This window comes from uncultured Cyclobacterium sp. (genome assembly GCF_963976465.1).
Taxonomy (GTDB): domain Bacteria; phylum Bacteroidota; class Bacteroidia; order Cytophagales; family Cyclobacteriaceae; genus Cyclobacterium.
In genome coordinates, this window is record NZ_CAXBOC010000028.1 from 1 (window position 1) to 19,176 (window position 19,176).

General features: G+C 42.1%; 16 protein-coding genes and 3 pseudogenes. All 19 read right to left on the reverse strand.

The window, feature by feature from the left end; translation table 11 throughout:
* Positions 1-150 precede the first annotated feature (150 nt).
* Positions 151-2,407: pseudogene (locus AAC037_RS02900) on the reverse strand (multicopper oxidase domain-containing protein).
* Positions 2,408-2,567: 160 nt separating this feature from the next.
* Positions 2,568-3,146 carry an AraC family transcriptional regulator gene (locus AAC037_RS02905; RefSeq protein WP_014022563.1) on the reverse strand — a complete coding sequence of 193 codons (579 nt, stop codon included), beginning with the start codon at positions 3,144-3,146 and terminating at the stop codon, positions 2,568-2,570.
* 1 nt (position 3,147) lies between these two features.
* Positions 3,148-3,537, reverse strand: coding sequence for a hypothetical protein (locus AAC037_RS02910; protein ID WP_339674979.1), 390 nt, complete (start codon positions 3,535-3,537; stop codon positions 3,148-3,150).
* A gap of 89 nt (positions 3,538-3,626) precedes the next feature.
* On the reverse strand, positions 3,627-4,154 hold the full coding sequence (locus tag AAC037_RS02915) for a DUF3347 domain-containing protein (RefSeq protein ID WP_169313261.1): 528 nt from the start codon (positions 4,152-4,154) through the stop codon (positions 3,627-3,629).
* Positions 4,155-4,293: 139 nt separating this feature from the next.
* Positions 4,294-6,093: an efflux RND transporter periplasmic adaptor subunit gene (locus tag AAC037_RS02920; protein WP_339901507.1), complete on the reverse strand. Its 1,800-nt coding sequence runs from the start codon at positions 6,091-6,093 to the stop codon at positions 4,294-4,296.
* A 1-nt stretch (position 6,094) separates the two neighbouring features.
* Entirely contained in the window at positions 6,095-7,342 is a 1,248-nt protein-coding gene (locus tag AAC037_RS02925; RefSeq protein WP_015266988.1) for a TolC family protein, read from the reverse strand.
* Complete coding sequence (locus AAC037_RS02930; protein WP_339901510.1) at positions 7,339-11,163, reverse strand: efflux RND transporter permease subunit; 3,825 nt, start codon at positions 11,161-11,163, stop codon at positions 7,339-7,341. Before AAC037_RS02930 ends, AAC037_RS02925 begins: the two co-directional genes overlap by 4 nt.
* A 102-nt stretch (positions 11,164-11,265) precedes the next feature.
* The gene (locus tag AAC037_RS02935) at positions 11,266-11,610 is read right to left on the reverse strand and encodes a hypothetical protein (RefSeq protein WP_339901512.1); all 345 of its coding nucleotides are present in this window, start codon (positions 11,608-11,610) and stop codon (positions 11,266-11,268) included.
* A gap of 311 nt (positions 11,611-11,921) precedes the next feature.
* A complete protein-coding gene (locus AAC037_RS02940; RefSeq protein ID WP_073094073.1) occupies positions 11,922-13,220 on the reverse strand; it encodes a hypothetical protein in 1,299 nt (432 codons plus the stop codon).
* Positions 13,221-13,390: 170 nt separating this feature from the next.
* The gene (locus tag AAC037_RS02945) at positions 13,391-13,735 is read right to left on the reverse strand and encodes a hypothetical protein (RefSeq protein WP_339901515.1); all 345 of its coding nucleotides are present in this window, start codon (positions 13,733-13,735) and stop codon (positions 13,391-13,393) included.
* Between the two features lie 185 nt (positions 13,736-13,920).
* Positions 13,921-14,019, reverse strand: a pseudogene (locus AAC037_RS02950) (GDCCVxC domain-containing (seleno)protein); the annotation flags it as partial.
* 54 nt (positions 14,020-14,073) lie between these two features.
* A complete protein-coding gene (locus AAC037_RS02955) occupies positions 14,074-14,565 on the reverse strand; it encodes a heavy metal-associated domain-containing protein (protein ID WP_073094244.1) in 492 nt (163 codons plus the stop codon).
* A gap of 20 nt (positions 14,566-14,585) precedes the next feature.
* The gene (locus AAC037_RS02960; RefSeq protein ID WP_339901517.1) at positions 14,586-15,422 is read right to left on the reverse strand and encodes a hypothetical protein; all 837 of its coding nucleotides are present in this window, start codon (positions 15,420-15,422) and stop codon (positions 14,586-14,588) included.
* Between the two features lie 9 nt (positions 15,423-15,431).
* Entirely contained in the window at positions 15,432-15,836 is a 405-nt protein-coding gene (locus tag AAC037_RS02965; protein ID WP_339901519.1) for a hypothetical protein, read from the reverse strand.
* 410 nt (positions 15,837-16,246) lie between these two features.
* Positions 16,247-16,516 (reverse strand): thioredoxin family protein, encoded by a 270-nt coding sequence (locus tag AAC037_RS02970; RefSeq protein WP_073094078.1) that lies wholly within the window; start codon positions 16,514-16,516, stop codon positions 16,247-16,249.
* Between the two features lie 520 nt (positions 16,517-17,036).
* Positions 17,037-17,408 (reverse strand): metal-sensitive transcriptional regulator, encoded by a 372-nt coding sequence (locus AAC037_RS02975; RefSeq protein WP_339901522.1) that lies wholly within the window; start codon positions 17,406-17,408, stop codon positions 17,037-17,039.
* A gap of 77 nt (positions 17,409-17,485) precedes the next feature.
* Entirely contained in the window at positions 17,486-17,881 is a 396-nt protein-coding gene (locus tag AAC037_RS02980) for a hypothetical protein (RefSeq protein WP_339901525.1), read from the reverse strand.
* A 3-nt stretch (positions 17,882-17,884) separates the two neighbouring features.
* Positions 17,885-18,829, reverse strand: a pseudogene (locus tag AAC037_RS02985) (NAD(P)/FAD-dependent oxidoreductase); the annotation flags it as partial.
* Positions 18,829-19,047: a GDCCVxC domain-containing (seleno)protein gene (locus tag AAC037_RS02990; protein ID WP_073094081.1), complete on the reverse strand. Its 219-nt coding sequence runs from the start codon at positions 19,045-19,047 to the stop codon at positions 18,829-18,831. The gene AAC037_RS02990 and the pseudogene AAC037_RS02985, both read right to left, overlap by 1 nt.
* Positions 19,048-19,176: the final 129 nt, after the last annotated feature.

Sequence of the window (19,176 nt, forward strand, 5' to 3'; positions counted from 1 at the left end):
GGTAAGAATGGGTGTACATTAAAAAGAACATCGCCAACATTGATGTGGCAATCATCGCAAAAAATTTAATATAATTGTTGCTGTGTTTTTGGTTATTTTCCATCTTTTTAAGTTTATATAGTTTAATTGGTTTAAAATTAAATAGATTGATCAAAATCTCATAGATAAGCCTCCACCAGCACCAAAGCGATTGTCATAACTACCCATAAGTGAGAAATTTCTGGATAGAAAATATTCCACGCCGGCAGACCATGTTGTTTCTCCTTTGTAGTCAATCGGCTCATTGGTACCTTCTTCCGTCAAAGTATTTACCCAGCCGAAATCGGCCTGATATTCATAATTACCAAAAATGGCTGTACGTGGAAAAATCATGATCTCCCGGCTTACTCGGATTTCAGGCCTTAATTTATTATCCATCCTTACATCCAGGTTGAACATATAAGGTGTAAAGAACCGAATACCCGCAATAGCGGTTGCTGAAATTTCATCCAGGCTATTCTTTGTTTCATTTTCCAGGTTCACCCCGGCAAATACCCGGAAGTAATCATATAAATATCGTTCATAGGTAAATTCAGCCTCCATGTTTTCATTGTAACCAACCTCGGCATTCAGGTTGAATTGGTTTCTTATATTGGAGGATACGAGGTTCAGCTCAGTCATGTGTGAAGCGACATCAGCCATCCCCCAGTTATAAAAGCGGTTGCCTTCTTTAAATAAGATTTTGGCCGGGTATTTTGCCAAACGTGGATCGCGCTCTGTATCGTAGCTCACTGCCCTGGCCATACCACCAATCATGTGATAAAGCACATGGCAGTGCAAAAACCAATCACTATCTTCAATAGCGTCAAATTCAATTACCGTTTTCTGCATGGGAGGCACATTTACAGTGTGTTTTAAGGGCGAGTATTCACCATGCTTGTTGATAACCCTAAAAAAATGACCATGAAAGTGCATAGGGTGATGCATCATCGTCAGGTTATTGAAAGTGATTCGCACTTTTTCCCCTTTTGAAATCTTGATCATGTCCGCCTCAGACAGAGGGACACCGTTCCTCATCTATGACGGTACTAGAAGGGGCTTTTAAATAATCATAATTATATTCGGAGAACATATTCATACCCTCCATTTGATCTTCGGCTGCAGCTTTGTCCATGTTCATGCCATTTGCATGTCCCATTTGGGAATGATCCATGCCTTCCATATGAGAACCCATTTTCTCTTCACCTTTCTTCATATTATGGTTCATCTCCATATGCTTGATTCCCTCCATATTCATTTCATCATTCATCTGCATTCCCCAGTTTTTCATTAATTCATGAGGTTCCTCTTCAGCAGGATTAAATTTCATAGCGGGAGCGCCCATACGCATGTCCATCTGTGCCATTTGTTTCATCATTCCAATTTTGTCTGGTCTTTGAACCTCAGGTGCACCAATGACCTCACCCTTTCCTAAGAAAGCTGAAGTATATCCGGATCCATCCTGAGCAGTAGCCCTGAATTCGATTTTTCCTGTTTGGGGAATAGTGACGATAAAATCATATGTTTCTGCTATACCGATGAAGGTTTTATTACGCTTTACCGGCACTACGTTGAGTCCATCAGCAGCGACTAAAAGTGGATCTTCCCCTCCAAAAGTCATCCAAAATTGAGAAGAGGCCGCACCATTGATGATGCGTAAACGCACCTTTTCTCCTGGCTCAAATTGAGGGTATTCCTGAACTTCCTGCCCATTGTTCAGAAAAGCAGGGTAATATATATCTGCTATATCGGCACTTTCCATACGTTGCTTCCAGAAATTGAGCTGAGCCCCAAAACCTCCTCTTGCAATGACCTGATTTAATGGGGTAGCAGTCCCTTTTTTAATATTGTACCATTCATTGCCTCGTTTGAGGTTTCTCAATACGTTCATTGGCTTTTGATTGGTCCAATCGGAGAGCACCATGACTAATTCTTTATCAAATTCTATGGTTTCCTCAATGGGATCTATAATAATGGAACCATACACGCCACTTTGCTCCTGTAGCATAGTGTGGCTATGGTACCAGTAAGTGCCAGATTGTATTAGTGGAAACTCATATTTTTGAGTTTCACCAGGTTCTATAGGCGGAGTAGTTAAATAGGGTACCCCATCATAAAAGTTAGGCAATAACAGACCATGCCAGTGAACGGATGTTTCCACATCCATTTCATTTTTCACATAAATCACGGCATAACCACCTTCCTTAAACCTGAGGTTAGGTCCGGGAATATCACCATTGACCGTCATTCCCATGGTTTCCTTTCCAGCCTTATTCACTAGCTCCTGTTTAATAGTCAGGTTATAAACTGAAGTATCTGATTGTGCTGTTACTGCTACCCCTAATAGTAAGAGTAAAATTGTTAAAGCAAGGCTGCGTTGTAATGGCATAAGTTAATTTTTAATTCTTTTAGTTATACAATAAGGTTTTCAGTAAATCAATAATCATTCCTTTATTCAATTTTAAGGATGTAAAACAATCAATCTATCCTTATATTGTTTATGATATTTTGATTAAAATGTATAAAATTTTAACTTTTTTTTAAAAAAATTAGATTTTTGGCAAACCTTCCTGAGAATTAGAATCAGTTCCTCCTCTTTTTTTATACGCACTAATGGAAAAACCAGTAACCTTTTTGAATTGGTTAGATAAATAATGAACGCTGCTGTACCCCAATTTTATGGCAATTTCGGAAACATTAAGCTGACCATATTCCAGAAACTCTTTTACTTTTTCAATGCGAATATGGATGTAATATTTCTCTAGGGTTTCTCCTGTTTCTTTAGAGAACACTTTGCTGAGGTAATTGTAATTCTTATCAATTCTTGATGAAATGTATGCTGATAATTTTATATTATTTTTAGGTTTTTTTTGCACGAACTTCAGGTAATCCAATACTGCGATTTTGATCTGCTCTATTAAAATTGTCTTTTTGTCATAAATAAGTTCAAATCCGAACTTTTTTATTCTTAAATCGATTTCTTCCAGTGAGATGGTAGCCGATATTATCACTTCGGCACAACCCAACCTAACAGACTGTATATCAACACCACAAACCTTCAATTCATTTTCGACAACCAAAATGCAGCTTGGAGAAACCATATTTTTTATATGGAGCTTGGTTATCATTTTATTTAAAATAAGACCGCATGTTTTTTTCAGAAATGAAATAGTAAACCCCTTTACCCTGACCGGGCCTTAGTGTTATAAATGCATTTGCTTTATTTACTTTTTCACCTGAAAAAGGATCTGTAGCGTACCGAACATTATCGGTATTCTTGCGAATTTTACTTACACACATTTGGCAGCAGCCATAGTACGTTTTACCGTCTGCTTCAACGGGAATTTGCTCTACCCCCATGAAGGCATCATTGACCATACAAACCAGTTCGTTCGGTATTTGCTCATTTTCCTTTACTTCAACCGGAATTCGGTTAAACACATCAGAAAATTGCCAGAAAAGGCCTCCAATGATTAAAAGGCCAAATCCAGAAAGTATTATTATTGATTGTCTGTCCATAATTGAAAAGATTTATGGTACCTGTGGGAATGCAATGATCATCATCTGATTGATGAAATAACTGCAACCTTTCCCACAGGGTTTGAGATTTAATTGATCGTTTCCTTCACACTTCCACATTTCAACATTTTGTCACCGAAATAAGGATTTTTGATCTCCTTCTCATTTGATAACCAAAAAGCACCGGTGTTTCCATTGGCCATCGGGCAGTACTCCAGGTATATTTCACCCATTGAGAGTGTACTGGCTTTAACCAATGTTGTCATTTCATTACTTAACACGGCAAAGGCTTTTCGCTGCTCATCCAGGGTGGAAGCTGAAGCTACTTTACCTGCTTCGGCCTGTGCAGATTTGGTATTCTCTAAGGAAGCCAAAGACTTTTGAAGCTTATCAGCAGCCCCTTTAGCTTCATCCGGCTGAGATGCTACCAATGCTTCTTTGAGGTGAATATAATGGCCGTAAGCTTTGCTCATCGCTTCATCTTTGAACATTGGATCCATCTGTTGTCCACCGGATTGTTTACCATGTCCTGCATGATCGTGTTGTGCCAAGGCCCCGAAGGTTACGAAAGCCAGAGCCATCATTAGAACTGCCTTTTTTCTCATTACATTTTTCATTTTATTGATTTTTAAAGGTTAAACATTTATAGAATGGCTATCCCGACCACTATAAGAATAACGATTCCCCAGATGATCCGAGAAAACCATATTTTTAATTTTGATGGGGGCTTTTCATCCCCCGTTTTGCAACATTCCTTCATTTAATTGTTGATTTCACTTCACCACAAGTAAGCATGGCCTCTCCGAAATACGGATTGCGAATCTCCTCTTCGGTGCTTAGCCAGTTAGCTCCTTTGTTATTATCCGCCATAGGGCAGAACTGCACATAGAGTGTTTTCTCCAATGGGTTGAAAGCTTTGGTCAAATCAATCATCCCTTCAGACACCTGTTGGAATGCTTTACGCACAGCCTCAATATCTTTCAAATGCTGTACGTGTTGCAAGGCATTTTTCAAATCACTGCTATGGTCCATCCACGCATTATGTGATGCTCCGGTAAAAATTGACATATTCACTGCATCCAGTTTTGCTTTCAACTCATTAGCCGCACTCTGAGCCTCAGCTAAATTATCAGCGACTAGTGCATCCTTGAAATTCAGGTATTCCTCATAAAGAGGCTTTAATGCATCTTTAGCTTTTTGGTTGATTGAAACAGATTTTACTTCCGCTTTTTTCCCAGGTGTGGAGGTTGAAGAAGAAGCCGACATCTCCATACCCCCATGATTATGGCCTGTCATGGCCGGGCCACCTTCAGGGTTCATCATGCTCGGTTTCCCTACCAGTTGAGCCGCTGCGTCTATACTGAAGGTACCATTCACGGCTATTTCCTCACCTTCCTCCAGGCCACTCTCCACAATAAAGCTGTCACCTAAACCCGGCCCAAGCGTTACATCACGCATCATGAAACTTACTCCACTGCCGGAGGTATTTTTCACATAGACTACAGAGCGTTTACCCGTCCACATTACGGCTGTTTTCGGAACGATAACATTGTTGGACTTTTTCGGCAATGTAGCTTCTACCGTACCGGATGCAAACATTTCAGGTTTTAGCTGATTGTCTTTATTGGGCACTTCTACCCGGGCCTTGGCTACCCGGGTTTTTGGATTAATTACCGGATCTAAAAAGCTTATCTTGCTTTCAAACGTTTGGCCCGGGAGTGATTGAACTGTAAACCGCACCTGGTCTCCCTTATTTATCCAGGGCATATCCGACTCATACACATCAAACAGCACCCATACGCGTGATAAATTTGCAATCTCATAAATAGGTTCCCCTCGCTTGATGTAGTCACCCACATTAACATTTTTGCTCAACACATAGCCTGAAATGTCTGCCGTAATTGGAAATTCATCGGAAGGGGTACCACTTTCTAATATTTTATCTATCTGACCGTCTGAAAGCTTCCAGTTTTTGAGTTTTGCCCGGGCTGATTTAAATAATTGTGGTTGTGTATCTTTGATTTTTTGCGCTTCAAACAATTCCTCCTGAGCAGTAACTAAATCAGGCGAATAGATATAGGCAATTACCTGTCCCCTGCGCACATATTCACCTGTGAAGTTAACATTCAGTCGTTCAATTCTACCTGGAATGTGACTGGATTGAGAGGAAACAAGCCGCTCATCTTCCTGTACCTTCCCGTTTAATCTAACTGTTTTCACTGGATCCATGGTACCCACAGTGGCAGTTCTAATATCAGCTAGTTGCATGGCGGTAGGCGACATACTTACTGCCATTGGGTCAAGTACTTCATCCTGATCATCCTCCAAAGGAATGAGGTCCATTCCACAAATAGGACAGTCTCCGGGTTCACTCTGACGGATCTGTGGGTGCATAGAGCAAGTCCACACGGTCTCGCCAGCTATTTCTGTAGTGTGCTGGTGCTCATCATCCATTTTACTTTCGGATGATGAACCACCAAAAATCAACCAACCCAGCAATAAACCTATTGCCAGTGTTGACAGTGCTACGATTATTATTTTTTTATTCGCGTTCATCTTAATATGTTTTTGCGGTTAAGTAATTGAGTTTAGCAAGGGCAATTTGATATTGTGTTTCGGCCGTTGCCTTCATCTTTTCATATTTTAAAAGCTGTTGCTGCATACGCAGTACCTCTTCAAATTCATTTCCTGAATTACTGTAAGCCGTAAATAATAGATTTAAAGCCTGAATGGATTCCTGAATTTGCTGATCGTATAGATCAATCAATTCTTGCTGTTGCTGAATTTCAAACCAGGCCATTTCGTAGCTTGACGTAAGGGTATTGGCAAAATCCTCTTTTTGGAGTGAATAGCTTTCCTGCATGAGTTGCGCTTCTTTAACAGCGGCTTTGTATTTACTCCTGAAAATGGGAATGCTAACGGAAACCATAGGCATCATCGCATTTTTGCCATTGCCTTGCGGAGCAGCCATGTCGGAGGCTAAATCCGTACGTTCTCCAACCAACACATAGTCAAGGCCCAGACCAAACTTTGGAAGTCCTTGTTTGTAAGCGACCTCCTCACTTGCCTCACTGGAGGCTATTTTTAAGTCCAGTTCTTCCAATACCGGGTTGTTCGTAAGCAAAGAGTCCTTTCTGAAATTATCAGGCAAGGCTTGAGCAACGAGTGAATCCTCTACGGTTACCAATGCGTCCTCCTCTCTGTTGAGTAGTTTATTAAACCGGGTCAGCAGAGGAGCTTCCTTATCGTTCAGAATGGAAAGGTTTGTAGTGGCGTCTTTCAACATAATATCCACACGCAAGAAGTCAACCATCGTACCCACTCCATTTTCAAACTTTTTGTTGGTAATGGTTTTATAAGACTCCAGTATTTCAATATTCTCCCGCTCAATCTCTTTCCATTGATTAAGTTCATAAAGCGGATAATAGGCCGCTGCCACTTGGTAATACAACCTATTCCGAGCGTCTAAGAAGGCTTGATATTTTGCTTCCGCCATTAAAGCTGCGGCATTTCCCTGTGCCCGTAGCGTCCCAAACCAGGGGAACATCTGCGTTAGGGAAAACCTTGCCTTTTGTGGTCCTACCCTCGTTTCCACCGGTGAAATGAAATAACCAAAAGAGAAATTAGGGTCCGGTAAAGTATTTACCTGCTCCACCTTCTGTATGGCCGCTTCAAATTCCCGATATTTCGCTTGTAGACCCGGATTGTTTTCCGCTGCTATTTTAAAATAGTCATCCAGGACCTGCGCCTGACTTACGCTGGTTCCGAGAAAAACAAGTATTACAATATTTACAATAATCTTCATGGTTGTGTCTTTTTAAATTTTCTTTCTTCCCTCATAGCGTATAAAACCGGCACGATGAAGAAGGTGACGGCTGCGAAGAACATACCTCCGAATGCTGGAATAGCCATTGGGATCATGATGTCTGCTCCGCGACCCGTTGAGGTAAGTATAGGCAGCAAGGCAATGATGGTGGTGGCGGAGGTCATCACGGCAGGTTTTATTCTTCGTTGACCAGCTTCCACTGTTGCCGCTCTTATTCCTTTCAGACTGTCTGTTTTATTACGATTAAAACTTTGATCTAAATAAGTAGCCATTAATACCCCATCATCAGTGGCTATACCAAACAAGGCAATAAACCCGACCCAAACAGCCACGCTCAAATTGATAGTATGTATTTGGAACAAGTCTCGGAAATTCGTACCGAAAAGGGAGAAGTCCGCAAACCAGGTCTGGCCATACAACCATAGCATGATAAAGCCTCCACTAAATGCCATGGCAATACCAGTAAACACCATTAATGAAGTCGCTACAGACTTGAATTGGAAGTAAAGGATGAGGAAGACGATACCCAATACCAACGGAACAATGATTGAAAGCCTCTTTTCAGCCCTTACCTGATTTTCATAGCTTCCTGAGAACTTGTAGCTGACCCCGGCAGGAACGACTAAATCACCTGTATCTATTCTTTCCTGAATAGCTGCCTGGGCATCATTCACCACTCCAACTTCCGAGTATCCGTCCCTTTTGTCAAATAGTACATAACCCACCAAAAAGGTTTCCTCACTTTTGATCGCCTGTGGTCCCCTCACATACTCAAAGTCCACCACCTGGCTGATCGGTATTTGTGCTCCTGTAGGTGTAGGCAAAAGGATCTTACCCAATGCTTCAGGATCGTCCCTGAGTTCGCGTGGATAACGTACCCTCACTGGAAAACGCTCCCTTCCTTCCACAGTTGAAGTAATTTTCATTCCTCCAATGGCTGTTTCAATGGTCTGCTGTACATCTTCCACATTAAGCCCATAGCGTGAAATCTCATCCCTGTTGATGTTAAGATGAAGATAGGGCTTACCTACAATTCTGTCGGCAAACACGGCTTCCGCTTTTACCGAAGGAACATTTTTAAGCACTTCCTCCAGTTGCAGCCCAAAGTCTTCTATCGTTTTCAGATCCGGACCATATACTTTGATACCCATGGGGGCTCGCATACCTGTTTGTAGCATCACCAAGCGGGTTTCAATAGGCTGCAGCTTAGGTGCTGAAGTTACTCCCGGTATTTTGGTGACCTTAACAATTTCATTCCAGATATCATCTGGAGATTCAATTTGCGGCCGCCAGTTGCGGAAATAATTCCCGTTATCATCAGGGATGAGTTCCTCCAAAACAACACCTCGGTTAATGGCTTCCTCATTAGAAAGGCTATCACCGCTATTGAGTATGAAGCGATCTTCCTTATCAACTTTGAACCTTATTCGGTGCCCTTTTTCACTGAGCATGTACTCCGGTTTATAGTTGATGACATTTTCGTACATGGAAATAGGTGCCGGATCAAGGGCAGATTCTACCCGTCCTAATTTGCCTACCGTTAATTCTACTTCCGGGATGTTGGTCAGGAGCATATCCAACTGACCAACTACTTTACGGTTGAACTCAATACCGGAATGTGGCATGGAGGTGGGCATGAGCAAGAAACTTCCTTCGTCCAGAGAAGGCATAAATTCTTTTCCTACACCCGGGAAAGTATGGGTCAAGCCTGACCAAACTGTAGTTGTCCGGACATCCCAGCCGAGATTGTCCAATGCTTTAGGAATAAACCCGAAAATGGTATTAAAACCCAACCAAACATTAGCGCCAAGCAAAATCAAGAAAGTAGGTATCAATAAAAAAGTTATTTTATTATCCAGGCACCATTTTAATATAGATTTGTAGTAATATTCTAAAAGCGTGAACGACCCCAGGATAAATCCTACCAATAAGGTCACAAAAATAAAGTTGAGTAACAGAGACTTTGAGGCTCCTAGCGGTAGCCAGTATTTAGCTAAAAGCCAGGTTACGCCAATTAGTACAATGATCAGCTCGGCATAATTGAAGAGAAATAATACAGGCCTGGAAAAGCGTTCCTTTTTAGCGTCAAAGATATTCTTTACAATTGCGATTGCACCAAACAGTACCAGCAGTACACCACCCCATATCTGAGCGGTAAAGAGCCCTATAATTCCAAATAGTACTAATGCATAGCCACCATATTTCTTAAGAAATTTATTATTAATTTTGAACCCAAAGAACCAATGTGCCAAGGTAGGCATGATCAATAGACTCACCAACAGCGCAGCTACCAAAGCGAAGGTCTTTGTGAATGCCAAAGGCCCAAATAACTTTCCTTCGGCAGCTTGCATGGTAAAGACCGGAATGAAGCTGACAATTGTGGTAGAAACAGCGGTGAGAATAGCGGTACCCACTTCTGAAGCTCCATTATAAATGGTATCTATCAGTTTTTGACCGGGAGGAGCTTCATCTATATGTTTAATAATGTTTTCAGAAAGTATAACTCCCAAATCCACCATCGTACCAATGGCAATGGCAATACCTGAAAGTGCAACTATGTTGGCATCAACACCAAAATAGCGCATGGCTATAAATACCATCAATACCGCAATCGGCAGGATACTTGAAATGAGAAATGAAGCCCTGAGATTATACACCATCACGATCACTACCAAAATGGTAATGAGCACTTGAAGCGAAATGGCTTCTTCCAGGGTTCCCAATGTTTCATAAATAAGCTCGGAGCGGTCATAAAACGGAACGATAGTCAACTGGCTTTCCCTTCCATCTGCCAACGTTTTTTTAGGCAGTCCCGGGGCTATTTCTTTGATCTTATCCTTGACGTTGTTAATGACCTGCAAGGGATTGGCACCATAGCGGGCCACCACTACGCCACCTACCACTTCAGCACCATCTTTATCCAGCAGTCCTCTTCGGGTGGATGGGCCCAGGGTAACTACACCAATGTCTTTAATACGGACGGGAACATTTTCCTGAACAGCAACTACGGCCTTTTCAATGTCTTCCACTTTTTTGATGTAACCCAAACCACGCACCAGGTATTCTGCCTGGTTGATCTCAATGGTTTTAGCCCCTACGTCTTTATTTGATTTCTGTACTGCCTGCATTACTTTATGCAAGGGGATATCATAAGCTTTTAGGGCATCGGGATTAACATCAATCTGATATTCCTGTACAAAGCCTCCTATGGAAGCTACTTCCGAAACGCCTTCCGTTGCATTTAGTCCATATTTGACGTAGAAGTCCTGTACGGTACGGATTTCGTGCAAATCCCAACCCCCAGTAGGGTTTCCATCTTTATCTCTGCCCTCAATGGTATACCAATACACCTGGCCCAGGGCAGTGGCATCAGGCCCGAGTGCCGGCTGTACCCCTTCCGGCAATAAGCCTGAAGGCAAGGAACTGAGTTTCTCAAGGATACGGGAGCGAGACCAGTAAAACTCTACATCTTCACTGAAAATGATGAAGATACTGGAGAAGCCAAATATGGAAGAACTCCTTATAGATTTTACGCCCGGTATACCCAATAGATATGTAGTCAATGGATAAGAAATCTGATCCTCAATATCCTGTGGAGACCGGCCTTGCCATTGGGTAAATACAATTTGCTGATTCTCCCCAATATCTGGTATGGCATCCACGGGGACGGGGTCGGAAGGCAATGCCCCTATTTGCCAGCCGAAAGGGGCGGTAACAATGCCCCAGGCAATAAAGCCAATTAATATGAGAACGGTAACCAACTTGTTCTCAAGAAAATATCTTATAATTTTATTAAGCATATTATTTACATTCAATTTTTAAATTGATTTAAAAGGCATAGAAATAATGCCTCCAGGCCTTAGCGAGCTATGCCCTTGATCACGATTAATTGAATGAAATGCTTAAATAAGGAAGGACTGAACGAGTATAGGTATATCGCGTTCAATCAGTGGGGGGGAATAGTCGTTAAACGTATAGTGATCAACGGTAGTGTCACTAAAAAGAAACGAAACCACAGCGTAGATAACTGCGATCATTTGAAAATCAGGAACCGCAACTTTGGTCACTTGCGTAAGGTCTTCATGACCCTCAATTACTAAAGTCTGGTCTTCACAGCAACCTTTTTTAGTCACCTGCTGGTGTTCGCAATCCGGATCATGCTTATCATTGGCACAAGGTGATTTTTGAGTGGCCATTTCGCAGGGCTCAGCCCCGGAAAAAAGTGCAATGCTCTCTAGCTGGCCCATACAGAAATGCATCCCAAACGTGAAACTCGTGGAACTGAGTAGCACCAGGCAGGATAACAAAATGGCCGATATTTGTCTAAAACGTTGCACTTTGGAGAAAGTCTAATGCGAATTTACGGGATTTAGTTCAGAATGTTCAATTTTAACGTCAAAAATAACGGTTTTCATTTCAAATACTTCAACATGTGGATGTTCATGCTTTATTTCTATTGGAAAATCATAGTTTGCTGATGCTTATTTTTGGAGTCATTATCTTTTACACAGCAGTAAAAAAAATCCCATGTGGATGAGTCACCCACACGGGAGTTCCGTCAGAAACTAATCACCGCTTCAACCACGACTCCACTAAATTCAGCCCCGGCAAAACGCCCTGTCCAAGCATTGCCTTCATATTGCTGCTTCATGTACTCAACTTTTGTTAAAACGTTCTTTGAAAGATACCAGCCTCCACCAAAATTGACCCTGCTGATTTCCAAATCTTCTGTGGCACTTTCACGCATTTTACCAGTTACTGTATTATATCTACCCCCAAGATAGAAACGTTCATCAGCTCCAAACCTATACAATACCTCAGCTGCTATTTGTGTGAATGCACCCTCTGTGTCGGCTTGAGGTGTTGTGAATTCATTGCTTCCATCAGCCAGCTCATAAATACCAAAGAACTCCAGGCCTTTGTACTTGATGAATGGGTTAATCTGCAAGGCTGTGAGCTTTGTAAATCTGGCATTGAACTGACCATCACGAGGGCCACCTTCCGTATTGCCATCCACATCCGGTACTGTAAAAAGCACATTGTAATACCTGGAGCCTCCTCGGTCACCACCATACAGATATGTGCCTGTTGAGGTTCCTTTATTGATGTACCAAGATCCGGTCAATCGTACTCTCAGATCCTCGTTCAGTTGTTTATCGTATCCCAACTTTCCGAAGAAAGAAGGCTTATTGTCCGTATTGTCATTCACCGTTACATTTTGATTGAGCTTACCGTTTGTCAACCCAACCACTGCCAATAAGCCATTCTTTTGAACGGTAATCTCTCCGAATGCTTCGGTGGAGAATGCATCCATAAGATAGTTTCCCACAAAAGGGTTGAAAATACCTCTGGCATTGTCTGTTCTCCTGAAATGTGCGTCCCCATAGTTAAACTCATCTAGCCCTATGGTGATGCTTGTATATTTCATAACTCCCTCCAGAAACCCGGGTTTAACAAAGTCAAGATTATCCACTCTCATGTATCCACCCTTAATCCATGCTTCGTTGTGTGCTCTGGAAGAAAGATAGGTTCTGAGGTGCATCCGAACACCTTCCATTACCTGTACATCAAGGTTGAGGTTAGCTGAAGGTAAATTGAAATCGGAACCAAGCTCAACCAAGGTACCTGCTTCATTACTTTGGTTGAGGCCCTGAAATTGCATGGCGAAATCACCGCCTACTCTTACTTTGAGGCCATCAAAGATGATTGTATCCTCTTTTGAGGGCTCAAATACATTGAGGCCGTTTTTATCGTTTGGCCTGAAATACTGCAAGCCTGGTTGTTGGGCGTATGTGGTATTGATCACCATCAGTGTCAAGGCAATGAATACCAATTGAATTTTATGAAACGTTTTCATGATTTTAACATTTTATTGAAAGTCTGATTAAAGAAACTTGATGATAGTTTTGTCGGATAGATCGTGTCTAATGCTGTTCGAATATCCCGGAGCAGCTATATTTCACAGAACCATTTCCGACATTGCCCGAAGGTTTTGTACCGGGCAACTAACTGATAATCAGATGTTAGCTAAAGAAGAAATGACTGGAACAGGATAGAGCGATACCGCCCTGACCAGCCGGGGGGAGCCTTTTTAGAAGTTGTGTAGTTTCTTGACTCGAAAAATTGTGTAGAAGGCAAATGAAAAGAAGGCTGAGCCAATGCCGCTGTTGAAGAAGCAATGACAGGAATGTCAGAATGAGGTGTCCTGAAATCATCGAGAGAGAAGATGGTTTCCTGATCCTCACAACCATCACAAGGGTTGCTGTGATCGTCACAGCATGGTTCGTGGTGTTTTAGAAAAAGCTCGAAGCTGATCAGTTCGCCCCCGCAAAAGTGCTGAAACACTGCCATCCCTTTGCCAGGGAGAAGCATTACAATGAGCAGGACGATATATAAGTTGCGCTTCATGAGCCTTTTGATGTAAAATGCCATTCATTGAAGGGGTATCAATTTAGTATTCCCTTCAATATGAGTCAAAAGTACGCAACGGTTATTGAGAGCGCTATGACATTGCACATGTCAAAACATGATGTATGTCACATAAAGCATTGTCTTCCCTAGCAACATGCTTGATCAGAATCCAATTGTACTGGTGGACAAGGTGCTGAGCCATAGGAGCAATACACGCAACAATCCCCTTCCTTCGGTTTTAACAGATGATAACAGAAAGCAGGCTTACGCTTAATAATGTATTTTCTTCATTGTAAAATTCAAGATTTTAGAACTTCAACTATCCTTATATCCCAAGTACCGTTTAAGTGATTGTCCTCTTTATCTTTCACAAAAACTTTTAGCTTGATCTTCCCGGTGTTTAGGGATTTGACTATTTCTGAAGGTGTATCAGAACTCACAATAAAAGTCTCCCCATTAACATTTACTTGCCATGCATTTTCGTTCTTAACCAACTGGCCAACGATGGTGACTTCAGCATTCTTGGCTGAAAATCCATTATTCCTCACCTCTTCCTGAATCTTTTGAAGTGTCAATTTATTATCAGATGCGAGCTTAAGGTAAGCTTTACCATCATTCAAACTCACCTGTACCTTTTCCAGCCCATCCATTTTCTTGAGTCCACGCTCCAGGCCATAGGCACAAGGTGCACAATCCATTCCAAAGACCTCTTGATCTACTTTGATCAACTGAGCCATTACACCGCTCAAACTAAAAATTGTCAACAATGCTATTATTCCTAATCTTTTCATTTTCTTCTGTTTTTTAAAGTTTATAACCAATAACTAATGTTCATTGAAAGCCTGTATTCCTCTTTTGGACCCTGTGTTATATCCTGATAGAGCGGAAATAATGCTCCAAAGGATATACCCCAAGCTCCATAAAGCCCCAGGAATGAAGGGCCAATCATTACTTTTTTTCCTCTTTGATCAATGGGGATAAGCTGACCTTCACTGGTACTAGTGCCTGGAAACTCTGCTAATGACTCTACAAAAACACGCCAGTCGGGTTTTGGGTAATCCCCCATAAAGATGTTTGGGCGGTAGCCTATCACAAGGCTGGCATAAGGCAGATCTCCCAGCTGCTCATTACCCTCCTCGAAATAATATTGATAACCACCGCCAACCCAGGCATACCAGGTACGTGAAGCATATCCGGTAGAGATTGCTCCATGAATGGAGTTGCTTACATTGATACCACTCCTAGTTTCTTCTGTAGGTGTCGAAACACTTAAAATAGCCGTGGATTCAAAGCGTTTGCCAACCCCAAATGCATTGGAAAAGAAACGGTACCAGACCGATGCTTCTATGTCGCCATTTGCTGGCATGTTGTTGTTACCTCTTGTTCTGGGTGCTTCAGACAATCTGTTGATCATGGTGGGGGTAGTAATATTAATTTGCAGATCTTCCGTCACGCCATACGACCAGATGTACCTAAGCATAAACGATTGATCATCTTCGGTAGCCAGGCTCATAGCTGCTGCATTAAAGTCAAATCCTCCTTTTGCCAAGGTGGGGGTTTGTAAACCATAAAGGGGCCCGTGTCCCTGAGCGCTGACCTTAGAAATGGCTGTAACAGTTAGTAATATTAAAAAGGCTGTTCTTTTCATCGTATTATTTTAAAGTCCTAAAAATTGTTGAATTGGTAGTAGCAGGTAAGCTGAGAATAGTCCGAGAAGGTATAAACCAAAGGATATCCATAGGATAATTTTACTCCACCGGGCGGCTGTATCACATGGTGTCTCATTGCCATATTCGTCTATTTCACAGACCTGGTCTCTTTTGCGGCCATAAAAAAGCCAAAAGTTGAATCCGATCAAAATACCTGCTGCCAGAAAAGTCCATTCCTTATACTTGCTCAACCAGATCAATGCCGGAAAGTCCGAAACCATTCCGGCCACTACCGCTCCCATACCCACCGCTACGAGTAATGACGGAAGGGCACAGCAAAGCAAGGTGGATACCGATGTAAACAAGGAAGCTATGCTGACGAAATCCTGCTTTAGTGATTTTAAGACTTCCATAAGATTATGCCGCCATTTTAACGCAGCTTTCTGCGCAGGCTGCACATTTTTCCGCACACTGCTTGCACACCTCACTGTCAAATTTGCCGCACTCTTCTGCACAAGCCTTGCAAAGATCCACGCAAATAGCACATACCCTGCTGGCGTAGTCGGATTGGGAAGCCAGCATCTGTACGCATGCCGTACACAAGGCAATACAATCCAGGCAAAGCTGGTGGCACTTTTTCATGTCCGGCTCGCCTAAGTGCTGATCCAGACAGATGCGTGCTGCGGTGATACATGCGTTACAATTGTCAATGCAATGTTGTAAATCATTACTCAATGGTTTCATGTTTTTTGTGATTTAAATGAATTCCCTTGCCAGCACGGCAGCAAGGGAAAATATAATGTAAGCCGTGCCTTACTTGTTTTTACCCTTGTCCTATACCCGCTTTGATCAGCTCTTCTTTAGAAATTCCCTGGTTTTCACAGCAGGATAAAAGTGAGCCATTCACAGCAATAGCAGGTACTTTTTTAATCCCATATTCTTCCAGCTTGCTCAGACAGGTCTTGTCTTCACACTGCTTCACCAAATCATAAATGGTGATATCGCATTGCTCACAAGCCAGGTCTTTCACCACTTGAACTACTGGGTCGCAAACAGGGCAGTTTGCTGTAAATATTTCTACTTGTCTTTTCATCTTTTCCACTTTTTAAAATATTCATTTTATATTTTAGAGATTCTCTCCGGATAAGAACAATTCAAAGGTAAGTTCGGGGGTGGGGTGGTAGCCAAGGATAAATAGCTAGAAAATTTGATTTATTTTTTGTGAGGATAAAGGTTAATATAGGAAGCAGGAAAATGGACAAAAACGGAGAAAGGCCGATATTTGTGAAGGGTAGTAAGGGCATTGACTCATCATATTGCCACAAGCCCAAGATCAGCGCAATTTTTTCAGCCGCGATAGATACCAAGGCACTAAAGGCTAAGGTTGTAGCGACTTTCGCTGCAGTAAAGCAATGTATCCAGCCTGTATTTTTGAAAATAGCGGCTACTAAAAAAATATACCATAAAAATTAGCAGCGCCTCCCCCAATGCACAGAGCAGAAAATATATCTGCCTCATCCATTCAGTGTAATTCGCATACAGGGAAAAACCACAGGTTCTCTCAGAGAAAACTCAAGATGAAGCCTGTAGTAGCCATGAATAAGTAAACTGACTTATTCGTTCTCCTTGCCATTACCTGAGCCTATACGTTGTTTTAATTCAGCAATCTCCTTCATCATAGTGGTGAGATTGTCTAGGTGCAGATTGGGAAACTGTTGTCGGATAAATTCTATGCGGTCTTCGTAACCACAATTGCCGGGACAGGCTTCAACGGTTTCCGAAATTTTAATGGCAAGAGCTTTCCGGTAGGCTTCATCCAGTAATAAATAATGAGCCTTATCAAGTCCTTTTTGCGCAGCTTTGAACTGTAGCAGAATTTTTTCCGGATCCTTTCCTTCATCCAGCATTTTTATCAAACCTTCTACCTGCCCTTTGATGCTTTGCAATCGTGTTTTTATATCCTTTGTTAGGTCTTTGGGTATCATAATACTTAGCGTTTTGTTAAAGGTAAGTTTGGGGCAGCGGTGGTAAACAAGGAATTGCGTGGTTATTCTAATTTCAATTAAACCATTGATCCGATATCCGATCCCATGGACGGATAGGAATAGATCATATTCCTGATGTCTGCAACTTTTAGTTTTACCCGAATGGCCATCGCAAAAATGTTGATCATTTCCTCCGCATGAGAACCGATGATGTGCGCTCCTAAAATGTAGCCTTCTTTATCAGAAATGACCTTATAAGCATAGGTTGACTCATTGATCCGTTTGGCATTGTACCAGCTTGATGCGGAGCCGTCTTTCACCTGATATTCTAAACCTGACTTCTTTGCCTGTGCTTCCGTCATGCCAACCGCGGCAAGTGTGGGCAAGGTAAAGACTGAACTGGGCATTTCCGTGTAGTCAGGCTTTTTGGAGTTACCCCGTATAATATTGGTTGCCACTGCATGGCCTTCCATAACTGCAACAGGTGTGAGATTGAGACCTTTGCTATCAGCCGCATCACCTGCTGCATATACCCGTTCATTGGTTAAACTTTGTAGGTATTCATTTACGTCAATCCCTTTCTTGCCGTAGGAAATGTTTGCCTTTTCCAGGTTCATGCCATCCAACTCCGGTACTCTACCTGCTGCATTCACCACCAAATTCGTTTGAATAGTTTTTTCACCCCCTTTTGATGCTGCCTTTACGGTATAGCCATTATCCTTTTTTTCAACTGCAACCACATCCCACTCCAGGTGAAGTTCAATCCCCAATTCTTCAGTAGCTTTGACCTAGTGCTTCACGATATCAGGCTCAAAGCTTTCTAAAGGCATTTTGCTTCTGTGGAATATGGTCACTTTACTTCCGGCCCTGACAGCCAGGTGGGCAAACTCCATCGCTATATATCCGCCTCCAATAAAAGTGATTTCCTTAGGAAGCTCTTCCAGGTTTAGAAAATCCGTGCTGTCAATGGGTAAGTCACCTCCAGGTATATCAAGGATTACCGGTCGGGCACCTGTAGCTATCACTATTTTATCAGCTTCCAGTAGGTCGTCTCCGATGCACACCGTGTTTTCAGATTCAAAGCTGGCTGCTCCGTGAAACATGTCTACACCCGCTTTTTCATATCCTTTCTCTACACCTTTGGGCATTTTGGAGACAAAGTCGTTTTTGTAGGCCATCAGATCCTGCCAGTTAATAGAGATATCTCCTTGAATGCCAATCCCTTTCATTTTATTGGCCCGGTCTATAATTTCAGCAGCTCCGACTAATATTTTCTTAGGATCACAACCGCGTAGTGCGCACGTTCCCCCATACGGTCTGGAATCTGTAACGGCAGTCTTTAGTCCTTTTTTAGCACATTTATTGGCAATGGTCATTCCTCCCATGCCTGATCCGATTACAATTACATCGTATTTTTTCATCAGCAGCAATTGTTTTTACCACCTTCCTGAATGGGAGGACAGGCATTTGTTCCATAGCTGCAATACACGCAGCAATCACCTTGTTTTGGCTTTAATACTTCTTGGCAGTTTTCACATTCGTAAAAGTATTGGCATGCATCCGTAGACATGGTTTCTTCTTTTTGATGTCCACAGTTTGGACAGGTAATGGTGGATTGTAATACGATCTCTTTTTCCATTATTAATCTATTTTAGGTTTTAGTACTTCTGCTTTATAGGTTGTTTTTTCTTCAATTGCTGCAATAAGCTGTTCAGGTTGGGTTTGTTTGGGGTCATAATCCACTACAGCTATATCTCCGGGATATTCC

Coding starts and splice junctions, on each gene's coding strand:
- AAC037_RS02925 (WP_015266988.1), bottom strand. CDS start 7,342: ATGAAGATTATTGTAAATATTGTAATACTTGTTTTTCTCGGAACCAGC.
- AAC037_RS02945 (WP_339901515.1), bottom strand. CDS start 13,735: ATGCTTCTCCCTGGCAAAGGGATGGCAGTGTTTCAGCACTTTTGCGGG.
- AAC037_RS02920 (WP_339901507.1), bottom strand. CDS start 6,093: ATGAACGCGAATAAAAAAATAATAATCGTAGCACTGTCAACACTGGCA.
- AAC037_RS02955 (WP_073094244.1), bottom strand. CDS start 14,565: ATGAAAAGATTAGGAATAATAGCATTGTTGACAATTTTTAGTTTGAGC.
- AAC037_RS02930 (WP_339901510.1), bottom strand. CDS start 11,163: ATGCTTAATAAAATTATAAGATATTTTCTTGAGAACAAGTTGGTTACC.
- AAC037_RS02915 (WP_169313261.1), bottom strand. CDS start 4,154: ATGAAAAATGTAATGAGAAAAAAGGCAGTTCTAATGATGGCTCTGGCT.
- AAC037_RS02905 (WP_014022563.1), bottom strand. CDS start 3,146: ATGATAACCAAGCTCCATATAAAAAATATGGTTTCTCCAAGCTGCATT.
- AAC037_RS02975 (WP_339901522.1), bottom strand. CDS start 17,408: ATGATACCCAAAGACCTAACAAAGGATATAAAAACACGATTGCAAAGC.
- AAC037_RS02980 (WP_339901525.1), bottom strand. CDS start 17,881: ATGGAAGGCCATGCAGTGGCAACCAATATTATACGGGGTAACTCCAAA.
- AAC037_RS02910 (WP_339674979.1), bottom strand. CDS start 3,537: ATGGACAGACAATCAATAATAATACTTTCTGGATTTGGCCTTTTAATC.
- AAC037_RS02940 (WP_073094073.1), bottom strand. CDS start 13,220: ATGAAAACGTTTCATAAAATTCAATTGGTATTCATTGCCTTGACACTG.
- AAC037_RS02990 (WP_073094081.1), bottom strand. CDS start 19,047: ATGGAAAAAGAGATCGTATTACAATCCACCATTACCTGTCCAAACTGT.
- AAC037_RS02935 (WP_339901512.1), bottom strand. CDS start 11,610: ATGGGCCAGCTAGAGAGCATTGCACTTTTTTCCGGGGCTGAGCCCTGC.
- AAC037_RS02965 (WP_339901519.1), bottom strand. CDS start 15,836: ATGGAAGTCTTAAAATCACTAAAGCAGGATTTCGTCAGCATAGCTTCC.
- AAC037_RS02960 (WP_339901517.1), bottom strand. CDS start 15,422: ATGAAAAGAACAGCCTTTTTAATATTACTAACTGTTACAGCCATTTCT.
- AAC037_RS02970 (WP_073094078.1), bottom strand. CDS start 16,516: ATGAAAAGACAAGTAGAAATATTTACAGCAAACTGCCCTGTTTGCGAC.